Consider the following 19696-nt stretch of genomic DNA (forward strand, 5'->3'; position numbering starts at 1 on the left):
AACAATAAAAGCCGGTGGTGCGGGCGTTCCGCTACCACCGGCTTTTTTGAGTGAGTATGATTATCCCTCGCAGTTGCTCCTCTAGCACACGGTAAATAGGTTCTATGTCCTGCCTCCCTGTACGTATCACTAAATTGCTTGCTCCGCTAACGCTATTCTCTGGTGTGGCCTTCGGCGCACAGTCCGCGCCACCGTTGCAGGAAACGCCGATGAGCGGCGGCGCCGGCAGCGTGACGCAGCACGATCACAACGCGTTCTCCCTGCCGCAGGGCAATCTGCCCATCACCAAACGCCTGGACTTCAGCGTAGGTAACAGCTTTTTCCGCAACCCGTGGGTGGTGGCGCCAGCCAGTACCGACGCACGTGACGGCCTGGGCCCCTTGTTCAATACCAATTCCTGCCAGGGCTGCCACATCAAGGACGGCCGGGGCCATGCCCCGCCGTCAGTGGATGAGCCGTCCGTTTCGCTGTTCCTGCGTCTGGCAGTACCGGCCGACGCGGAGCGCGACGCCGCCATACTGGAACGGCACGGCTTTGTGCCAGCGCCGGTCTATGGCAGTCAGTTGCAGACCTCTGCCATACCCGGTATGCAGCCCGAAGCGAACATGATTGTTGAGTGGCAGCCGGTTGAACAGAAACTTGGCGACGGCACCGTCGTCGAGCTACGCCAACCGATCTACCACATAGAGTCGCCGAACTACGGGCCACTACCGGAAGATCTGTTGATTTCACCGCGGGTTGCGCCACCCATGATAGGGCTCGGGCTGCTGGAATCCATTGCCGAGGCCGATATTCTCAGCCGAGAGGACGCTACCGACGAAGACGGCGACGGCATTTCAGGGCGCGCCAATCGCGTCTGGGATATACCCAAGCAGGCTACAGTCGTGGGCCGCTTTGGCTGGAAGGCTGCCGAACCCACGGTATTGCAGCAAGCCATGGCGGCTTTCGCTGGCGACATGGGACTGACCTCCGAGCTGTTTCCCGGTACCGATTGTACCGTTGAACAGAAATGCGACGCCTTCCCCAACGGCGGCGCACCCGAGGTCAGCGACAAGGTGGCCAACTTCATCGAATTCTATTCCACCAGTCTTGCAGTGCCGACGCGGCGCGATATGGATGTGCCTGAAGTACAACAAGGCGCAAAGCTGTTCAACCAGCTCGGCTGTGCCAGCTGCCACACGCCCACCCATACTACGGCCAAGGTGGAACGTGAAGATCTCAGTGAACAAGTTATCTGGCCCTATACCGACCTTCTGCTGCACGACATGGGGCCCGGGCTGGCCGACGGCCGTGACGAATTCATGGCTGACGGCAACGAATGGCGCACACCGCCGCTCTGGGGTATCGGTCTGGCGCAACAGGTCAACCCGAGTGCCGGCTTCCTCCACGATGGCCGCGCCCGCACGCTGGAAGAAGCCATTCTGTGGCACGCCGGTGAGGCCGAAGCTGCGGCAGACCAGTATCGATTGCTGCCGGCGCCTGAACGCGCGGCCCTGCAGCGTTTTCTGAACTCTCTTTGAGCGAGAAACTAATCATGACCCTACTCCCCCGTATCGGCTGCTGTGCGCTGTTGGCCTTGGCAGGCATCGGCAGCGCCCACGCGGAAACACCACGCGCGGCTTGGCACGCGCAGATCGGCCACGGTTACAGTCAGTTGGCCGACGCCACCGACGCGCTACAGAAATCCGCTGCGGATTATTGCGCAACGCCAGCTCCAGCCAGTCTGCAGCAATTGCAGGAAAACTGGCTTGCCGCCTTCAGCGCCTGGCAGGCGGTTCGCTTCGTCAGCTTTGGCCCTATCGAAGAAAATACTCGCGCCTGGAAATTTCAGTTCTGGCCCGACCCCAAGAACCTGACCGCCAGCAAGGTGAATTACTGGCTCAATGGTAAAAAGCCCATCAGCAGCGAAGCCATAGGCAAGGACAGCGTGGCAGTTCAGGGGTTTCCCGCCGTCGAGTATCTGCTTTACGACGAAGATATGCGCGACACCGAGCAGGCCCTGCCAGCAGCGCGCAGTTGCGCCCTGCTGAATGCCATCAGCGACAATCTGGCAGCCAACGCCAGCGCGCTCAACAGCGATTGGAGCGCCCTGCAGGAGCGTTATCTCAGTGTTGATAACTACAACAACGGAACCTTGCAGGCGGCAATGCAGGCCCTGGAACTGCTGGCTGATTGGCGCTTGGCAGGCCCCATGGGTGAGCGCGGCAACGGCAAGCCCAACCCCTATGTAGCTGACGCCTGGCGCAGTGGCCAGTCGCTCAATACGGTAGAAGCGTCGCTTCAGGGACTGGCTAGCTACTTCGTGCCCGGCCTGAATTTGCTGCTGGCCGAGCATGACCAGAGCGCCCTGGCGGAGCAGTTCAGCCAGCAACTGAACAAGACCCTTGCGCATTTCGAGCAACTACCCGCCGATATTGCCCCGCTGATGGAGACCGAAGCCGGCCGCAAGAGTCTCAAGGCACTGCTGGATGACGTCAACGCGACCAGGGCAATGCTGGTCGGCCCGGTTGCCGAGGCGGTTGGCGTGGTTCGGGGCTTCAACTCGAGTGATGGAGACTGAACCGTGATGAATCGACGCCAACTTCTGCGCGCTGGCCTTGCCAGTGCCGCCCTGTTGGGGCTCAGTGGCTGTGCCGCGCGAAAACTGGACAGCGGTTCCACGGCCCTGCAACTGCTCAGTGCAGTGGATGATGACCAGGGTCAGCACTACATCACCGCAGTGAGTAAGACCGGCGAGCAAGCCTTCATGGTGCCGGTGAATGAACGCTGCCATGGTGGCTGCGCGCAACCGCACGGTGACCACGTAGTGATCTTCGCCCGGCGGCCGGGGCGGCAAATGCACGTGATCGATACGCGTCGCGGCAAACTGGAACACAGCATCGATGCCGGCGATGGCTTCCACTATTACGGCCACGGCGTATACAGCCCCGACGCCCGTTACCTGTATGTCACCATGAACCGCTACGGTGACGCGGCGGGTCTGATTCGCGTGTATGACGCCCTGCATGGCTATCGCGTCCTGCAGGATTATCCGCTGCACGGCATCGGACCGCATGAGCTGCGTCTGCACCCTGATGGGCAAACGCTGGTCATCGCTCTGGGCGGTATTGAGACCCATCCCGATTATGATCGCCTGAAGCTGAATATCGCCAGCATGCAGCCCGCGCTGTTGCTGATGAACCGTCACAACGGCGAGATTACCCAGCGCTTTGAGCCATCACACCACCAGCTCAGCTGCCGCCACCTTGACGTCAGCCCGGAAGGAATAGTGATTGCCGGTTACCAATATGAAGGGCCGGAATGGGATACGCCACCGCTGATCGCCCGACTGGACACCCGCGACATGCAGTTCAGCGAGCTGGACTTGCCGCTGGAAGAGGTCATGGGGCTGAAGAACTACACCGCCAGCATCGCCGTTAGTCCCACCAGCCCCTACACCGTGGTAACCGCCCCGCGCGGCCATCGCGCGGTGATCATCAATCACCACACCGGCGAACTGGTGCGGCGCGTTGCGGTCACTGATGTGGCCGGCGCCCTGCCCTACGGCGACGACGGTTTTCTGGTCTCTTCCGGCATGGGCGGCCTGTTCCTGCTGAATGCGCACAGCAGCGAAGCCAGACCCCATGGCGAATACGCCGTACACTGGGATAATCATCTGACGCCAGGCGTCATCCGGTACGCCTGAACGGACTCGCGCGCGGCGCAGCCATTGCGACGCGCGCGAGTATCATCAGCCCGACTGATTCAGCGCCTTGACCGGCGCGGCAAGGCCCAGGAAATCAAGGCCGCCAGCATTACCAGGCCGCTGGAGACCCACAAGCAAGCCGGCAGGCCATAGGCCTGATAGACCCACCCGGACAACAGCGTTCCCAGCAATCTGCCCATGGCATTGGACATGTAGTAGAAACCGACATCCAGAGATACGCCGTCGGCTTTGGCGTTGCTGACAATCAGGTAGCTGTGCAGCGATGAGTTGACCGCAAACACCACGCCAAACAACATCAGCCCAACCAGCAACATCGGCTGTACCTGCCAGCCGGTTGCGAGGGCTATAGCGATGGCCGCCGGAATGCCGGCCAGCAACGTTGCCCAAAACGCAGCAGCGCGCCCATCAGGCACCTGACCATCCGCGCGCCGGGTAATGCTCGGCGCTATTGACTGCACCATTCCGTAGCCAATCACCCAGGCCGCCAGAAAGCCTCCAACCAGCCAGAAATCCCAACCGAATACACTACTGAGGTACACCGGTAACGCCACGACAAACCAGACATCGCGCGCGCCGAACAGAAACAGTCGCGCAGCGGACAGTACATTGATCGTCCGACTCTTTGACAGCATGTCGCGAAATTTCGGCTTGGCGCTGGCCTTGCCCAGATCCTTCTTCAGCAAGACCAGGCTGGCGACCCAGACCAGCGCCAACGCAGCCGCCATGGCCAGCACCGCGCCGGCAAAGCCCAGCAACGCCAGCAATGCGCCGCCCAGAAAAAAGCCCACGCCCTTGAGTGCATTCTTGGAGCCGGTGAGAATCGCCACCCACTTGTACAAGGTACCCTGTTCGCCTTCAGCTACCAAAAGCTTGATCGAGCTTTTGGCGCTCATCTTGTTCAGGTCCTTGGCGATACCCGATAACGCCTGTGCGGCCATTACCCAGGGCACGGTCAAAAAGGCCGCCGGCAGGGTCAGCATGAGCAACGCCGCCACCTGTATGCCCAGACCTATGTTCATGGTGCGATTCAGGCCGATGCGCGCGCCCAGATAGCCGCCCACCAGGTTGGTGACCACGCCGAATATTTCGTAAAACAGAAACAGCGCCGCAATCTGCAGCGGCGTGTAACCCAGGCTGTGAAAGTGCAGCACCACCAACATGCGCAAGGCGCCGTCGGTGAGTGTAAAGGCCCAGTAGTTTCCCGTGACCACCAGGTACTGACGCACCTGGGGTGGTAGCGCAGACAAAGCCCGCATGCTGTGCTCCTCAGCCGGCGTGGCCAACCAGTCTGGCCAGCTCGACAGCACGGTTGGCGTAGCCCCATTCGTTGTCGTACCAGGCATAGATCTTCACCTGGGTCTGGTTGACCACCATGGTCGACAAGGCGTCGACAATCGAGGAGCGCGGGTCGCTACGGTAGTCGATGGATACCAACGGGCGCTCTTCATAGCCCAGGATATCCTTCAGCGGACCGCTCGCCGCAGCCTTGAAGAGTGCGTTGACCTCATCCACGGTAGTGCTGCGCTCAACCTCGAACACGCAATCGGTCAGGGAAGCATTGGCCAGCGGCACACGCACCGCGTGACCGTTCAGCTTGCCACGCAGCTCGGGGAAGATCTCGGCGATGGCGGTTGCCGAGCCGGTGGACGTCGGGATCAGACTCATGCCGCAGGCGCGCGCCCGGCGCAGATCCTTGTGCGGCTGATCGAGAATGCTCTGGGTATTGGTCAGGTCGTGAATAGTGGTAATGGAACCGTGGCGAATCCCCAGGGCTTCATGAATGACCTTGACCACCGGCGCCAGGCAATTGGTGGTGCACGAAGCGGCAGTGACAATGCGGTGCTGAGCCGGGTCGAACAATTGCTGGTTCACGCCCATAACCACATTCAGTACGCCCGGCTCTTTCACCGGTGCACAGACCACCACCCGTTTCACGCCCTGATCCAGATAGCCTTGCAGCAGGCTGGTGGTTTTCATCTTGCCGCTGGCCTCGATCACCAGATCACAGCCGCGCCAGTCGGTCTCGGCAATCGCCCTGTTGGCGCTGAGCCGCAACCGCTTCCCCTCGATCAGGATATTGCCGTCGTCGCTACTCGCCTCATGCTGCCAGCGACCATGTACAGAATCGAAATTGAGCAGATGTGCGTGAGTCGCCGCATCGCCAGCAGGATCGTTCACCTGCACAAACTCCAGTTCCGGCCAGTCCCAGGCTGCGCGCAAAGCCAGACGGCCAATACGGCCGAATCCATTGATGCCCACTTTGATAGTCATATCCGAATACTCAGGTCAGGTTAAGGTGAATAAAGCTTATGAAACCCACTCAGATGGATGCCTGGTTAACGCGTCGAGACAGCTCATCGGCCGACTCCTTGCGCTCCGAATAACGGTCAACCAGATATTCCGACTGCTCGCGCAGCAGCAAGGTGAACTTGATCAGCTCCTCCATCACGTCCACCACCCGATCATAGTAGGGCGAAGGTTTCATTCGTCCGCCCGCGTCGAACTCGAGAAAGGCCTTGGGCACCGACGACTGATTGGGGATGGTGAACATGCGCATCCAGCGGCCCAGCACGCGCAGTTGGTTAACCACGTTGAACGACTGCGAGCCTCCGCACACCTGCATGACCGCCAGCGTTTTCCCCTGGGTCGGGCGAACAGCGCCAATCGACAGCGGTACCCAGTCTATCTGCGCCTTGAACACCGCCGTCATGGCGCCGTGACGCTCCGGAGAACACCACACCTGGCCCTCCGACCATTGCATCAGCTCGCGCAGCTCCTGCACTTTCGGATGGTCCGCGGGTGCGTCATCCGGCAGCGGCAGTCCGGCGGGATGATAGATGCGCGTTTCCGCGCCCAACCCTTGCAGCAAGCGCGCCGCCTCTTCCGTCAACAACCGGCTGAAGGACAGCGGCCGATTGGAGCCATAGAGCAGCAGGATGCGTGGTTTGTGAGTCAAGGATGGGGCATTGCCAAAGTGCCTGGCGCTTGGTGCTTCGAGCAGATCGGCTTGCAGATTGGGGGTGCTATTCTCTTTCATGATTCCTGCTCCTGGGTAACTCCGGCCGGGCGGCCACCGAACCAGCGCTCGCGTAGCCACAACGCGACGCCAACCAGTGAAATCAGCACCGGCACCTCCACCAGTGGGCCTATCACAGTGGCGAAAGCCACGGGTGAAGCCAGGCCAAAGGTGGCGATGGCAACGGCTATGGCCAGTTCGAAATTGTTGCTGGCGGCGGTAAAGGCCAGCGCCGTGGTGCGCGGATAGTCAGCCCCCAGGAACCTGCCCATCCAGAAACTGATAAAGAACATCACCACAAAATAGATGGTCAGCGGAATGGCAATGCGCAGCACATCGAGCGGCAATTCGAGCACTCGGTCGCCCTTGAGACTGAACATGGCGACTATGGTCAACAGCAGTGCAACCAGGGTCAAAGGGCTGATGCGGGGAATAAAATACTGGTTATACCACCGCTCGCCCTTGCGGCTGATGAGCACTCTGCGGGTCAGAAAGCCCGCCAGAAAAGGCACCCCCAGATAGATCAATACCGACTCGGCGATACTGAGAAAACTCACATCGATCACGCTACCCTGCAAACCGAAAAGCGGTGGCAAAAAGCCCAGAAAGAACCAGGCATAGAGACTGAAAAACAGAATCTGGAAAATACTGTTGAACGCCACCAGACCGGCCACGTACTGGTTGTTGCCTCCAGCAATCTGGTTCCACACCAGCACCATGGCTATGCAGCGGGCCAGACCAATCAGAATAAGCCCCGTCATGTACTCTGGATGATCGCGCAGAAATACCACCGCCAACGCAAACATCAGCACCGGGCCTATTACCCAGTTCTGCACCAACGACAGGGTCAGGATGCGCTTATCCTTGAACACCTCGGGCAACTGTTCGTATTTCACCCGTGCCAGGGGTGGATACATCATCACGATCAGGCCGATAGCAATCGGCAGATTGGTGGTCCCCACCGAGAGCCCGTCAAGCCATAGCGGCAGGCCCTCAAACAGGCTACCCAGGCCTATGCCAAGGGCCATGGCGAGGAATATCCATACCGTCAGGTAACGGTCAAGAAAGGAAAGGCGTCCCGCTTTCATCACAGTTCCTCCGTGCCAATGGTGCCAATGCGGACCATCTCGGCTTTGAGCTGGTCGGTGCCAAGCTGATCAAAGGGCAGAAGCAGAAAGGCTTGTATTCGCGCCCTGATCTGCGCCAAGGTTACGGCGAAGGCGGCCTCCATCGCTGCCTCGCTACCGCGGCATTCAGACGGATCGGCCAAACCCCAATGCGCTTTGATTGCCCTGCCGAAAAACACCGGACACGCCTCGCCTGCGGCCTTGTCACACACGGTGATGACAAAGTCCGGCGCCAGGTGATCGTAAGCCTCGCTAGGTTCGCTCTTCAGGTCCACGGTGGAAATACCAGCCCTCTCCAGCATTTTCAGACTCATCGGGTGCACCTGCCCTTTTGGATGACTACCCGCGCTGTAGGCGGTCATCCCGGCCGGAGCGAGATGGTTGAACACGGCTTCGCAGAGGATGCTTCGGCAGCTATTGGCGGTACAGAGAAAAAGTACTTTCATTGGCCTGTTCTCTATCAGTTCAAACTGGCATTCAGCAGCAGGTCGCCAGCCGTTCCGGACGATCGCCCATAACACCAAGACGCTTGAGATCGGGGCTGAGCCAATGCCGATTGGCAGCCATGGTGGTGTGCAGGATGTCAACCACCCAGTCCGGTAGATGGGGGTGCAAGCGATAGTAAACCCACTGCCCCTGACGCCGATCTTCCAGCAGACCGCAGTTGCGCAATTGTGCCAGGTGTCGGGAGATCTTGGGCTGACTTTGCTCGAGCGCACAGGTGAGCTCGCACACACAAAGCTCCTTTTCATTTGCAATCAGCAACATCAGCCGCACGCGAGTGTCGTCGGCGAGGCACTTGAATACGGCTGTGGGTGTCAGGTGATGGGTCATGAAGGTCTCGAATGTTGCCGGCGCGCGGTGTTGGTTCTGGTCACGCCCTGAGACAGCAGTATATACGCAAAAACGCATATGAGAGGATGAAACTTTTGTTACGTGCGAAATTTCAGCGCTGTAACAGGTGAAAAAATGGTTAATTACGGCAAAAAAACGGCAAAATAGCTACTTTCAGCGTCCATTTCAGCCAGCGCAAAACATATGAATTTAAAGATATAACCTGCCAGATGTTATTGCCGGAGCCGTCCCTATTGTCAGGTGGCTCAAGCAAGTCGAGCCACTGCGCAGATGCGAAAACGGGCAGCTGAGCTGCCCGTTTTTCATTAAAACTGCACTGGTCTTTCAGCGGCTGGCCACCATGCGTTCAATGCACTGACGCGACTCTTCCGGCAGATTGGTAAAGTGGAGCCCGGTCCAGTACTGCTGGCCACTGATACTCTCACGGTTCCACAGACTTTCTGCGTCGAGCAGAAACTCGGTCATGCCGTTGAGCGTCATCGGCAGATTGACTTGCAGTGCAAAGGAGCGGAACAGATCCAGCGGGCGCTCGCTAAGCAGCATCAGACCCTCTGCGTGCAAGTCCACAACCCGTCCCAGATGGTCTCCGGTATCCAAATCGAAAACTTCAAGGCTCGTGCTCACTGAGTGGCGCTCCAGTCGTCTGCGTTCTTTTGATTTTTGTTCGTCTACCACGGCAGGCACCCTCGGCCACCAGACTGTTTGTGTACCCAGAGTGTGGGCCAAATTCATGCTGGCGAACAGCCATCTTCAGTTGAGATTTGTATAGCAATCGACATTTTCAGCATCTTTCGCAGCTGACAATGGGCTTCCTGAGGCGGGGGAATACCGCCAACCTGCCCTACCCAGGGCAGCAGGATGAGGTTAGGCTTGTTTGGCTGCCAATCACAAGGACCTGCCATGTCATTTCAGAAAATTTTAGCCTCGCTCATCCTCTCCTGCCTGATACCACTGGCAAATGCGCACGAGTTCGACGTCGGCGCGCTGCACATAGATCATCCCTGGGCTCGCGCTCTGCCACCGGTAGCAGAGACCGGCGCGGCTTATCTGACCATCATCAATCGTGGCGAGCAGGCCGATACCTTGCTGGCCGCCACGACGCCGGTTGCCGATAAGGTGGAAATTCACGAGCATCTGCATGAACAAGGTCTGATGAAGATGCAGCAGGTAGAAGAGGTTTCTATTGCTCCCGGAGCAAGGCTGGCCTTTCAGCCCGGCGAATATCACTTGATGTTGTTCAACCTGAAACAGCCGCTGAATGCCGGCTCGGAGTTTCCGTTAACCCTGCGTTTTGCCGAGGCGGGTGCAGTAGAGGTCATGGTCAAAGTGCAGGCCGAGGAGCCAGCAGACGCCACTGACGATCCCCACTCGCATCATTGATCGGGATCGCGTGGTTCTCGGTCGAGCAGGTGAAAGCGCGGCAGCTCCAGATGCCAGCGTATGGCAGCCAGGCGAATCGCCAGCACAGCGGCCATGGCGATGGCGGAGGCCAGATCGGTCACCAGGTTGATGCGCTCCAGGGCAATATAGATCAAGGCGCCGGCAATACAGGCGGTAGCGTAGATTTCCCGGTGAAAAATCAGCGGTATCTCGTTGCAGATGATATCGCGCATCACCCCGCCGGCGACTCCCGTCATCACGCCCATGATGACTGCGGCGCTGACCGGCACTTCGTGCGCTAGCGCGACTTGGGTACCCAGCACGGTAAAGACCGCCAGGCCTACCGCATCGGCAATCAACAAACCGCGCTCGTTGATCGGTTGCGTGAAGCGAACCCAGAGAACTGTGCCAACGGCGGCGAGACTGGCAACCAGAATATACAGATCATTGCCAATCCAGCTGACCGGATGACGGCCCAGAATGACGTCGCGCAGCGTGCCTCCCCCGAGCGACGTCACTATCGCGATAACCAGCACGCCGAACAGGTCCATGGATTTGCGCCCGGCCATCAGCGCGCCGGTGATGGCAAACACCGCGACGCCGAACAGATCGAACGCATAAAACCAGCTCATGTAATGACTCCGCAGCGGACCGCGATCAGTCCTCGCGGGTGGGGGTGCGCATGGTAACAAACTCCTCCGCCGCCGTGGGGTGAATCCCCAGCGTGGCATCGAACATCGCCTTGGTCGCGCCCGCCTTTATCGCTACAGCCAGGCCCTGCAACATTTCGCCAACGTCCGGACCAATGAGGTGAATACCCAGCACGCGGTCGCTGTCCTTGTCGACCACCAGCTTCATGAAGCTCTGCTCACTGCGTCCGGCCAGCGTATTGCGCATCACCCGAAAACGGCTTTCAAAAATACGCAGCTTGTGGCCCTTGGCTCTAGCGCTTTCCTCGGTCATGCCCAGCGTCGCGATGTTGGGAATACAGAATACCGCAGTCGGGATATCGTTATAGTCGACCGGTACGTAGTCTTCCGGCTTGTACAGCCGCCGCGCCAATGCCATGCCTTCAGCGAGGGCAACCGGCGTCAGCTGCAAGGTGTCGGTGACGTCGCCAATCGCATAGATCGAGGGCTCGCTGGTCTGGTAGTGTTCGTCGACCGCGATGAAGCCCTTTTCATCCAGTTTGACCCTGGTGTTTTCCAGGCCCAGGCCATCCAGATGCGGCCGGCGGCCGGTGGCGTATAGCACCAGATCGGTCTCCAGCGTCTCGCCGTTGTTCAGCGTGACCCGCAAACTGCCATCGGCGTGTTTGTCTATACGCTCTACATCGGCATTGAAGGTCAGCTGCAACCCCTTGGCGTTCAGCGTATGCGCCATATGTTCGCGCACGCCCTGGTCAAAACCGCGAAGGAAAAGATCGCCACGGTAAAGCAGACGAGACTCGCAGCCCAGCCCTTCGAAGATGCAGGCAAATTCCACCGCAATATAACCGCCGCCAACCACCAGGGTGCGTTTTGGCAGCGCCTCCAGGAAAAAGGCTTCATTTGAGCTGATCACGTGTTCGCGGCCCGGAAAATCCGGAATAAAGGGCCAGCCGCCGGTGGCTATGACAATACGCTCGGCGCTGTAGGTCTTATCACCTACTACCACGTGATGGGCGTCCTGCAGGCGGGCGCGGCCGTTGATCAGCGTTGCCCCGGCAGCGGTCAGCAAGTTGTGATAGATGCCGTTGAGGCGGGTTATTTCCTGGTTCTTGTTCTGCAACAGCCGTGACCAGTTGAAGCTTGGATCGGAAATATCCCAGCCATAGCCCTGCGCATCGCTGATGTCTTCGGCAAAATGCGCCGCGTAGGCAAACAGCTTTTTCGGCACGCAGCCAACATTGACGCAGGTACCGCCCAGATAACGGTCTTCGGCCACGGCGACTCTCGCGCCAAAGTCTGCTGCCATGCGACTGGCACGCACGCCACCGGAACCTGCGCCTATGACAAAGAGGTCAAAATCGTAGTTGGACATAGGAACCTTGCTGCTGAAAAGTGAAGGCCTCAGCATACCGCAAAGCTCCGCCCCAAGGCAGTCCGAGCGCTGACTAAACCACCCGACGCAACTCGGCCACAGCACTCTGGGTAGAGCCGCGCCCTACCCCCACATACTTCAGGCCCGAGCGCGCGACCACGGTCGGGTCGTACTGGTTACGTCCATCAAGCAACAAGGGATGGCGCAGCAAAGCATGCATCCGGGCAAAGTCGGGCTGACGGAATTGCTTCCACTCGGTCATCAGAACCAGCGCATCGGCGTCATGCAAAGCCGCGTAGGGCTCATCCACCAACTGCAGCTGACCTGCCAGGCAGGCTTGCGCATAACAGGCCTGAATATTGCCGTTGGCAATAGGATCGAAGGCACGAATGTGGGCACCTGCGGCCAGCAGTGATTCGATCAGCACTCGACTGGGGGCATCCCGGACGTCATCCGTGCCCGGCTTGAAGGCCAGCCCCCAGATGGCAATGGTGCGTTTGCTCAGATCAGCGCCAAGTTGCTCCTGCAGATTGCGCATCGCCCAGCCCTTCTGCTGCTGATTGCGTGCTTCTACCGCCTCCAGAATGGGCATGCGCGCATTCCCGATTGCGGCCATGCGCAACATGGCGCGGATGTCCTTGGGGAAACAGGACCCGCCATAACCACAGCCGGCGTAGAGGAAATGATGCCCGATACGCTGATCGGCCCCGATTCCCTTGCGCACCTGCTCTACATCCACGGCAAAGTGCTCGCAGAACGCTGCCATTTCATTCATGAAGGAAATCTTGGTAGCCAGAAAAGCATTGGCTGCGTATTTAGTCATTTCCGCGGCGCGGCGCGGCATGAACATGATGCGATCGTGGTTACGCACAAAAGGCTCGTACAACTGGTGCAAAATGCGCTGCGCCAGCGCATCCTCAGTGCCGATTATGATGCGATCAGGACGCATGAAATCGTTCAGGGCATCGCCTTCCTTGAGAAACTCCGGGTTGCTGACCACCCGGTGTTGCCAGGGCATCTGCCGCCGCGCACAGGCCTGATCCAGAATACCTTGCACCCGGCATGCGGTGCCTACTGGCGCGGTTGATTTGCATACCACGATAGTCGGACGTACAAGCTCGCGGCTCAATTCTGCTGCCACCGCCAGTATTTGCGAGACGTCAGCCGAGCCGTCGTCAGCTGAGGGGGTGCCCACGGCAATGAACACCAGATCAGCCTGACCTACCACTGCCTTGAGATCGCTGGCAAAGCGCAACCGAGCGCCAGCCAGATTGCTCTGCAACAGGGCTTCGATTCCCGGTTCAAAGATAGGTGAACGGCCTTGCTGCAATAGCTGTATTCGCTCCGCACTGCTATCCACGCATGTGACGCTGTTGCCCATTTCGGCAAAACAGACCGCCGTAACCAATCCAACATAGCCGCAGCCAATGACGCAAATCTGCATGATGTGCTCTCCTTGAGTGAACACATCCGATTGCGCCACCTCTGGATGACCTGCAGATGACGCATAGATGAATGCTTCATGACCTACGCAGCCGCTATGCCCCGGGCGCACATACCGCTACTATTGGGGCCACCGGCAAACACCGTCGTTCTCTCGAACTCAAAAAAGTAACGAGCATGGCAACTGCAAGCCCCAGCGGATCGCACTGGATAGTGCAATTGAACCACCGCAACCGCTCTGCGTCCTTTTTTGCGCTCTTTGCAGCGCTGGGAATTCATTTACATGCACTCGGCCACGGGTGGTCGATGGTATTTCTGCTTGCCCTGCAGTTCCTGCTTTACCCACAGCTGCTATACTGGCGCGCGATCCGCTCCCCTCAACCCTTGGCTACCGAACTCAATCATCTGTTGCTCGATGCCCTGCTGTTTGGCGCCTGGGCCAGTTGGATGGGGTTTCCCCTGTGGCTCAGCTTCACCATGTTCATTGGCGTGTGCATCAACCTGATGGTTTTTCGCGGTCCGCGGGGCCTGGCACAGGCGTTGGTGGCGCTCTCGCTCGGCGCAGCGCCAATCTGGCTGTTCGGCGATGGGCGCCTGTAGCTGGAAACCAATTCGCTATCGACCTTTCTCAGTATTGCAGCCCTGACCCTCTATCTGCTGATGGTGGGCAACGTAGCCTATACCCGCAACATCCGCGTTCGAGAGGCGCGCGAGTTACTGCGCGTCAGCCAGAGCGCACTACAGGACGCCAACCGCGAACTGCAATTGCAGCTGGACGAGATCAGTCAGTTACAGACCCAGCTCAAACAGCAGGCAGACAGCGATCCGCTGACCGGGGCCTACAATCGTCGCTACTTCGACGTCAGCATCAATCGAGAACTCAGCCAGTGCGATCGAAAAAATCAGCCTCTGAGTCTGATACTGGTCGATATCGACCATTTCAAAGCCATCAATGACGGCTTTGGCCATCAAGCGGGGGATCAGATACTGATTGCGCTTGCCGACATCCTGCGCCTCAACTCCCGAGCCAGCGACATCGTTTGCCGTTATGGTGGTGAAGAGTTTCTGATTGCCTTGCCCAACACCGACCTGGATACCGCAGTACAGCGAGCAGAACAATATCGCTGTGCTTTCGCCGACGGCGAGGTGTCATGGCAACAGCATCGTTTGCAGAGCACTATTTCTCTCGGTATCGCCTGCTACCCGGACCAGGCCGCAGAGGTGGATTCCCTGTTGCGCTGCGCCGACCTGGCCATGTATCGGGCCAAGCGCGATGGGCGCAATCGTAGCGTTGCTTATAGCCCCGAGCTGCAGGAACACAGCCCTGTCAGGCCTGTGACAAACAGATAGCAGCCCCTGGCCCGACAGTCAGGTCAGGTGCAGCAGCTTGGGGATATGGTAGAAGACCAGACCTAGCATACAGGCCGCCCCAACCCAGAGAAGCGCGATGCCCAGGCCGTCCTCACGCCGGGAAAAGCCCGCACAAATGAACAGCACTCCGGTTAGAAAAATGGCCAGACTGGCCCAGAACAGCTCGTGCTGCATAGCTTTACTCCCTTAAAAAGAGCCCACGGTGCACGCCCAGTATAGGGCGAAAAGGCGCGCAGCACCGCGCACACAGCCGATTGCGCCGCATCCTGTATTCACCCATGCAGCCGGCGCCAACATCCTGCCCGAGATCAATAGTCGGATCATTTTCCGGCAACAGGGGTCATAAAAATCACTATGACAAGCAACAGGGTGCACCCATGTCCAAGAAAAAAATGTTCGAATGCGCATCTGAATGGCTCGCCGAAAAGGCCGGTAGCGCCACCACCTTTACGGTCGCCATTGCCGGTATCGCCGTGTGGGCAGCAACCGGGCCACTATGGGGCTTCAATGACACCTGGCAGTTGATCATCAACACCAGCACGACCATCATCACCTTTCTCATGGTGTTTCTGATCCAGAATACGCAGAACCGCGATACCGACGAGATACATATCAAGCTGGACGCTCTGCTGCATGCAACCAAAGGCGCACATGACAACCTGTTAGCGCTGGAAGATCGGAATGCGAAGGAACTCAAGGCGCTCAGAAGGAAGTACGCCGAGCTGGGGCGCAAGACTCAGACGCAACCATGACCGAGGCGCAGGAAAATGCGCTGCCGGAGGACGGGCAACTTCGATTTTGCGGCGCAGGTATGAAATGTGCTGACTAACAGAAACCCGCATGCTAATTGGTGCCCGGAGCCGGGGTCGAACCGGCACGATCTAACGATCGAGGGATTTTAAGTCCCTTGCGTCTACCAATTTCGCCATCCGGGCTAGCGATAGCACTTAAGACAATTACGTAAAGATGGAGGCCGAGGTCGGAATCGAACCGGCGTACACGGATTTGCAATCCGCTGCATGACCACTCTGCCACCCGGCCTCAAAAGGGGACTATCACGCTGTGGGGTGACGTCAGCGCAACATTGAATCTGGAGCGGGAAACGAGACTCGAACTCGCGACCCCGACCTTGGCAAGGTCGTGCTCTACCAACTGAGCTATTCCCGCAATATACATCTACTTCATCTGACCCACCGGGTCGCGAGACCTCGCGAGGCTATGCGCCCCACCCCGACCTCGGAAGGTCGTGCTCTACCAACTGAGCTATTCCCGCAATATACATCTACTTCATCTGACCCATCGGGTCGCGAGACCTCGCGAGGCTATGCGCCCCACCCCGACCTCGGAAGGTCGTGCTCTGCCCACTGAGCTAATCCCGCAATTTGCTTCTATAACTGTTCAACTTGAGAAGTGCAACATCACCCAGGGCAAATGCGCTTCCAGCGTTGGAACGGCGCTCATTCTATCTCGCTGCGCCACCCTGTCAAGTCATTGATTCAAAAAAACTTATTTGTTGCTATTTTGATCAGCATCCGGGCGCAAGTGCGGCCAGGCGGCCTTCAGATAGACAATCATCGACCACAGCGTCAGGGCGGCGGACATGGCCAGCAGCACGTAACCCAGTATTACCCATCCGGTCAGCAGCGGTGGATTCGCCAGTAGCACGACCAGGGCGACCATCTGCAGCGCGGTCTTGTACTTGCCCAGTTGCGATACTGCCACCTGAGCGCGAGCGCCCATTTCGGCCATCCATTCGCGCAGCGCAGAGATGACCAGTTCCCGGCCGATGATGATCGCCGCCGGCGCCGTCACCCAGAAGTTGGCGTGATGCTGTACCAGCAATACCAGGGCAATCACTACCATCAACTTGTCGGCTACCGGATCAAGAAAGGCGCCAAAGGGTGTGCTTTGATGCAGCTTGCGCGCCAGGTAGCCATCCAGCCAGTCCGTCACCGCAGCCAGCGTGAAGATCAGCGCGGCTGCTACGTAGCTCCAGTGATAAGGCATATAAAACAGCAGAATGAAAATCGGGATCAGCCCGACGCGAATGACAGTAAGGATATTCGGAATATTCATGTGTTTGCGGCCTCGTCTAAGCGGGCATTCTAGTCGCTATGCAAGGCCGCATAAATCTGTTCCGCAAGTTTTTTGCTGACACCGGGCACTTTGGCGACTTCTGCGGCGCTTGCGCGCTTGAGTTCCTGTAGACCACCAAAATGTTTAAGTAGCTCACGTCGGCGTTTGGGACCTACTCCGGCAATCCCCTCAAGCGATGAGGTGGTGCGAGCCTTGCCGCGCCGCGCACGGTGGCCGGTGATGGCAAAGCGGTGCGCTTCGTCACGAATATGCTGAATCAGGTGCAGGGCTGGCGAGTGTCCAGGCAGCACCAGCTCGTTGTGGGGATCATTCAGATAGAGTGTTTCCATGCCGGCCTTGCGGGTGACGCCCTTGGCTACGCCCAGCAGCGTCAGGTCGTGAATGGCCAGCTCTTGCATGACTTCCAGCGCCATTTTCATCTGGCCCTTACCGCCGTCCACCAGGAGGATATCGGGCATCTTGCCCTCCCCATCCTTGATGCGCCCAAAACGTCGGGTCAGCGCCTGACGCATGGCGGCGTAGTCATCCCCAGCGGTAACCCCTTCGATATTGAAGCGGCGGTAATCGCTTTTCAGCGGTCCCTCTGGGCCGAACACCACACAGGAGGCAACCGTGGCCTCGCCACTGGAATGGCTGATGTCGTAGCACTCGAGGCGGGTGGGCACCTCGTCCAGGTCCAGTGCTTCCTGTAACGATTCGAAGCGTGCCTGAATATGCTGCCGGTTAGCCAGGAGGCTGGCGAGCGATTGCTGCGCGTTGCTCTCGGCCAGAGTCAGCCAGCGCTTGCGGTTACCGCGCACGCGATGACTGATAACCAGATTGCAACCGCGCGCCTGGCTCAGCGCCTGCGCGATGACGGCAAAGTCCTCGTGCTCGGCATTGACGATGATCTCTGGCGGCACTTCCCGCTCTGCTGCGCCCAGATAGTACTGCGGCAAGAAGGCGGCCAGCACCTCGCCCGCGCTTTGCTCGATCGGCACGCGCGGGAAGTGGTTTTTGGTACCTAGGACCCTGCCCTGGCGCACCATGACAACATGCACGCAGGCGCCGCCGGGCGTGACCTGGGCGGCAACTATGTCCACATCGCCCTGCTCGGTGTCCATGCTCTGCTGATCCTGCACGCGGCGCAGCAGCGCAATCTGGTCGCGCAATTCAGCAGCGCGCTCGAAGTTGAGCGCCATCGATGCCTGCTCCATGGCCTCGTTCAGCTCGGTGGCCAGGGTATTGCTGCGTCCTTCGAGAAACATGACTGAATGTCGCACGTCCTCGGCGTACTCCGCCTGATCCACCAGGCCCACACAGGGCGCCTTGCAGCGCTTTATCTGATACTGCAGACAGGGGCGCGTGCGATTGCGGTAATAGCTGTCTTCGCATTGCCGCACCATGAAGGCTTTCTGCAGGAGGGCCAGACTTTCTCGAATGGCGCCAGCGCTGGGATAGGGGCCGAAGTAGCGACCTTTCGCGCGCTTGGTGCCGCGGTGCAGACCCAGGCGGGGAAAGTCATCGTTGCTGGAGAGAAACACGTAGGGGTAGGACTTGTCGTCGCGCAGCAGAATATTGTACGGCGGCCGACTGGCCTTGATCAGACTCTGCTCCAGCAGCAGCGCCTCGGTCTCGTTGGCGGTAATGGTGGTATCTATCTGCGCGATACGAGCGACCAACGCCTCGGTCTTGGGGCTGAGGCCGGTTTTGCGGAAGTAGCTCGCCAGACGCTTTTTCAGGCTCTTGGCCTTGCCCACGTACAGCAGCTCGCCCTGGGCGTCGAACATGCGATACACGCCGGGCTTGTTGCTGGCCGCAGCCAGAAAGGCCTTGGGGTCAAAAACGGGGTTGGTCATGCTCACTGTTGCGAGGTATCTACCATACCATTGCGCACCGCAAGCAAGGTCAGTTCCACGTCACTGGTAACGCCCAGCTTCTCGAAAATGCGGTAACGATAGGTGTTCACGGTCTTGGGGCTGAGGCAAAGCTTGTCGGAAATGCTGTTGACCTTCTCGCAGCCTACAATCATCAGGGCAATCTGGATTTCGCGCTCCGACAGGCAATCGAATGGTGATTCGCCACCGGGGTTCAAATGCTTGAGCACCAGTAGTTGCGCGATGTTGGGGCTGATGTAGCGCTGCCCCGAGTGCACCTGCTTGATGGCAGCAACCATTTCTTCCAGCGCAGCGCCCTTGGTCACATAACCGGCAGCGCCGGCCTGCATCAAACGGGACGGGAATGGCTCTTCATTGCAGACGGTCACCGCGATAACTTTGATGTGCTTGTCGTGCTGCACCAGTTTGCGGGTGGCCTCAAGGCCACCAATGCCCGGCATACGCACGTCCATCAGTACCACGTCCGGGCGTAGCGAGCGGCCCAGAGTCACCGCAGTTTCGCCGCTGTCGGCTTCGCCAACCACGGTAAGGCCGGGCACGTCACCCAGCATCCGACTGATGCCCATGCGAACCAGGTCATGGTCATCAACCACCAGTACCTTGATCAAGTCCCACCCCTTGCGCAGAAAACCGTACGTTATTATTCCACCGAATTGTGACGGTGGCGGCATCCTAGCTCGTTGCCTTTTCTATAGTCAGTAGGCGTTGGAGATGTTGCTTTGAACGGCACAATCAAAAAGCTGTCCGAACGCGTCTGCAGCCGCCACAATAGCAAAATGGCCGGGCAGATGAAATGACTAGA

At 58.8% G+C, this 19696-nt stretch carries 21 protein-coding genes and 3 tRNA genes; 7 read left to right on the forward strand and 17 right to left on the reverse strand.

Annotation, left to right across the window (positions count from 1 at the left end; translation table 11 throughout):
• Positions 1-104: 104 nt before the first annotated feature.
• From V7756_RS02920 to V7756_RS02930, 3 genes are read left to right on the forward strand one after another with little or no spacing between them, the layout of a single operon-like run.
• A complete protein-coding gene (locus V7756_RS02920; RefSeq protein ID WP_335608666.1) occupies positions 105-1520 on the forward strand; it encodes a di-heme oxidoreductase family protein in 1416 nt (471 codons plus the stop codon).
• A gap of 14 nt (positions 1521-1534) precedes the next feature.
• Positions 1535-2560 (forward strand): imelysin family protein, encoded by a 1026-nt coding sequence (locus V7756_RS02925; RefSeq protein WP_335608667.1) that lies wholly within the window; start codon positions 1535-1537, stop codon positions 2558-2560.
• Positions 2561-2566: 6 nt separating this feature from the next.
• On the forward strand, positions 2567-3685 hold the full coding sequence (locus V7756_RS02930; protein WP_335608668.1) for a DUF1513 domain-containing protein: 1119 nt from the start codon (positions 2567-2569) through the stop codon (positions 3683-3685).
• 59 nt (positions 3686-3744) lie between these two features.
• Here the strand turns inward: V7756_RS02930 and arsJ are convergent, their stop codons facing one another.
• The 7 genes from arsJ to V7756_RS02965 form a co-directional block, all read right to left on the reverse strand.
• On the reverse strand, positions 3745-4962 hold the full coding sequence (arsJ, locus tag V7756_RS02935) for an organoarsenical effux MFS transporter ArsJ (RefSeq protein ID WP_335608669.1): 1218 nt from the start codon (positions 4960-4962) through the stop codon (positions 3745-3747).
• 10 nt (positions 4963-4972) lie between these two features.
• A complete protein-coding gene (locus tag V7756_RS02940) occupies positions 4973-5977 on the reverse strand; it encodes an ArsJ-associated glyceraldehyde-3-phosphate dehydrogenase (protein WP_335608670.1) in 1005 nt (334 codons plus the stop codon).
• 49 nt (positions 5978-6026) lie between these two features.
• Positions 6027-6743: an arsenical resistance protein ArsH gene (gene arsH, locus V7756_RS02945; protein WP_335608671.1), complete on the reverse strand. Its 717-nt coding sequence runs from the start codon at positions 6741-6743 to the stop codon at positions 6027-6029.
• Positions 6740-7810, reverse strand: coding sequence for an ACR3 family arsenite efflux transporter (gene arsB / locus V7756_RS02950; RefSeq protein WP_335608672.1), 1071 nt, complete (start codon positions 7808-7810; stop codon positions 6740-6742). The genes arsH and arsB overlap by 4 nt, the downstream gene beginning before the upstream one ends.
• Positions 7810-8295: an arsenate reductase ArsC gene (locus V7756_RS02955; protein ID WP_335608673.1), complete on the reverse strand. Its 486-nt coding sequence runs from the start codon at positions 8293-8295 to the stop codon at positions 7810-7812. The genes arsB and V7756_RS02955 overlap by 1 nt, the downstream gene beginning before the upstream one ends.
• 31 nt (positions 8296-8326) lie before the next feature.
• Entirely contained in the window at positions 8327-8683 is a 357-nt protein-coding gene (locus V7756_RS02960; protein WP_335608674.1) for a metalloregulator ArsR/SmtB family transcription factor, read from the reverse strand.
• Between the two features lie 345 nt (positions 8684-9028).
• Positions 9029-9436: a PilZ domain-containing protein gene (locus tag V7756_RS02965; protein WP_335608675.1), complete on the reverse strand. Its 408-nt coding sequence runs from the start codon at positions 9434-9436 to the stop codon at positions 9029-9031.
• Between the two features lie 168 nt (positions 9437-9604).
• On the opposite strand from V7756_RS02965, the gene V7756_RS02970 reads away from it, so the two are divergent.
• Positions 9605-10084 (forward strand): copper chaperone PCu(A)C, encoded by a 480-nt coding sequence (locus V7756_RS02970; RefSeq protein WP_335608676.1) that lies wholly within the window; start codon positions 9605-9607, stop codon positions 10082-10084.
• Here the strand turns inward: V7756_RS02970 and V7756_RS02975 are convergent.
• The 3 genes from V7756_RS02975 to V7756_RS02985 all read right to left on the reverse strand — a co-directional run bounded on the left by V7756_RS02975 (position 10078) and on the right by V7756_RS02985 (position 13550).
• Complete coding sequence (locus V7756_RS02975) at positions 10078-10716, reverse strand: trimeric intracellular cation channel family protein (protein ID WP_335608677.1); 639 nt, start codon at positions 10714-10716, stop codon at positions 10078-10080. The genes V7756_RS02970 and V7756_RS02975 overlap by 7 nt on opposite strands.
• Positions 10717-10741: 25 nt before the next feature.
• Positions 10742-12106 carry a glutathione-disulfide reductase gene (gene gorA, locus V7756_RS02980; RefSeq protein ID WP_335608678.1) on the reverse strand — a complete coding sequence of 455 codons (1365 nt, stop codon included), beginning with the start codon at positions 12104-12106 and terminating at the stop codon, positions 10742-10744.
• Between the two features lie 73 nt (positions 12107-12179).
• Positions 12180-13550, reverse strand: a complete 1371-nt coding sequence (locus V7756_RS02985) for a UDP-glucose dehydrogenase family protein (protein ID WP_335608679.1) — start codon at positions 13548-13550, stop codon at positions 12180-12182.
• A gap of 176 nt (positions 13551-13726) precedes the next feature.
• On the opposite strand from V7756_RS02985, the gene V7756_RS02990 reads away from it, so the two are divergent.
• Together V7756_RS02990 and V7756_RS02995 are read left to right on the forward strand one after the other, a co-directional pair.
• Complete coding sequence (locus V7756_RS02990) at positions 13727-14149, forward strand: MASE2 domain-containing protein (protein ID WP_335608680.1); 423 nt, start codon at positions 13727-13729, stop codon at positions 14147-14149.
• A gap of 60 nt (positions 14150-14209) precedes the next feature.
• Positions 14210-14899 carry a GGDEF domain-containing protein gene (locus tag V7756_RS02995; RefSeq protein ID WP_335608681.1) on the forward strand — a complete coding sequence of 230 codons (690 nt, stop codon included), beginning with the start codon at positions 14210-14212 and terminating at the stop codon, positions 14897-14899.
• Positions 14900-14917: 18 nt separating this feature from the next.
• Here V7756_RS02995 and V7756_RS03000 read toward each other — a convergent pair whose 3' ends face one another.
• Entirely contained in the window at positions 14918-15094 is a 177-nt protein-coding gene (locus V7756_RS03000) for a hypothetical protein (protein WP_335608682.1), read from the reverse strand.
• Between the two features lie 203 nt (positions 15095-15297).
• On the opposite strand from V7756_RS03000, the gene V7756_RS03005 reads away from it, so the two are divergent.
• Positions 15298-15672, forward strand: coding sequence for a low affinity iron permease family protein (locus V7756_RS03005; protein WP_335608683.1), 375 nt, complete (start codon positions 15298-15300; stop codon positions 15670-15672).
• A 96-nt stretch (positions 15673-15768) separates the two neighbouring features.
• Here the strand turns inward: V7756_RS03005 and V7756_RS03010 are convergent.
• The 6 genes from V7756_RS03010 to uvrY form a co-directional block, all read right to left on the reverse strand.
• Positions 15769-15855 (reverse strand) — tRNA-Leu (locus V7756_RS03010).
• A gap of 32 nt (positions 15856-15887) precedes the next feature.
• Positions 15888-15961: transfer RNA gene (locus V7756_RS03015), tRNA-Cys, on the reverse strand.
• A 50-nt stretch (positions 15962-16011) separates the two neighbouring features.
• Positions 16012-16087, reverse strand: a tRNA-Gly gene (locus tag V7756_RS03020).
• Between the two features lie 339 nt (positions 16088-16426).
• On the reverse strand, positions 16427-16996 hold the full coding sequence (gene pgsA / locus V7756_RS03025) for a CDP-diacylglycerol--glycerol-3-phosphate 3-phosphatidyltransferase (protein WP_335608684.1): 570 nt from the start codon (positions 16994-16996) through the stop codon (positions 16427-16429).
• 29 nt (positions 16997-17025) lie between these two features.
• Positions 17026-18855 (reverse strand): excinuclease ABC subunit UvrC, encoded by a 1830-nt coding sequence (uvrC, locus tag V7756_RS03030; RefSeq protein WP_335608685.1) that lies wholly within the window; start codon positions 18853-18855, stop codon positions 17026-17028.
• 2 nt (positions 18856-18857) lie between these two features.
• A complete protein-coding gene (gene uvrY / locus V7756_RS03035) occupies positions 18858-19502 on the reverse strand; it encodes a UvrY/SirA/GacA family response regulator transcription factor (RefSeq protein WP_335608686.1) in 645 nt (214 codons plus the stop codon).
• Positions 19503-19696: the final 194 nt, after the last annotated feature.

The sequence above is a fragment of the Halopseudomonas sp. genome (assembly GCF_036961105.1).
GTDB lineage: Bacteria > Pseudomonadota > Gammaproteobacteria > Pseudomonadales > Pseudomonadaceae > Halopseudomonas.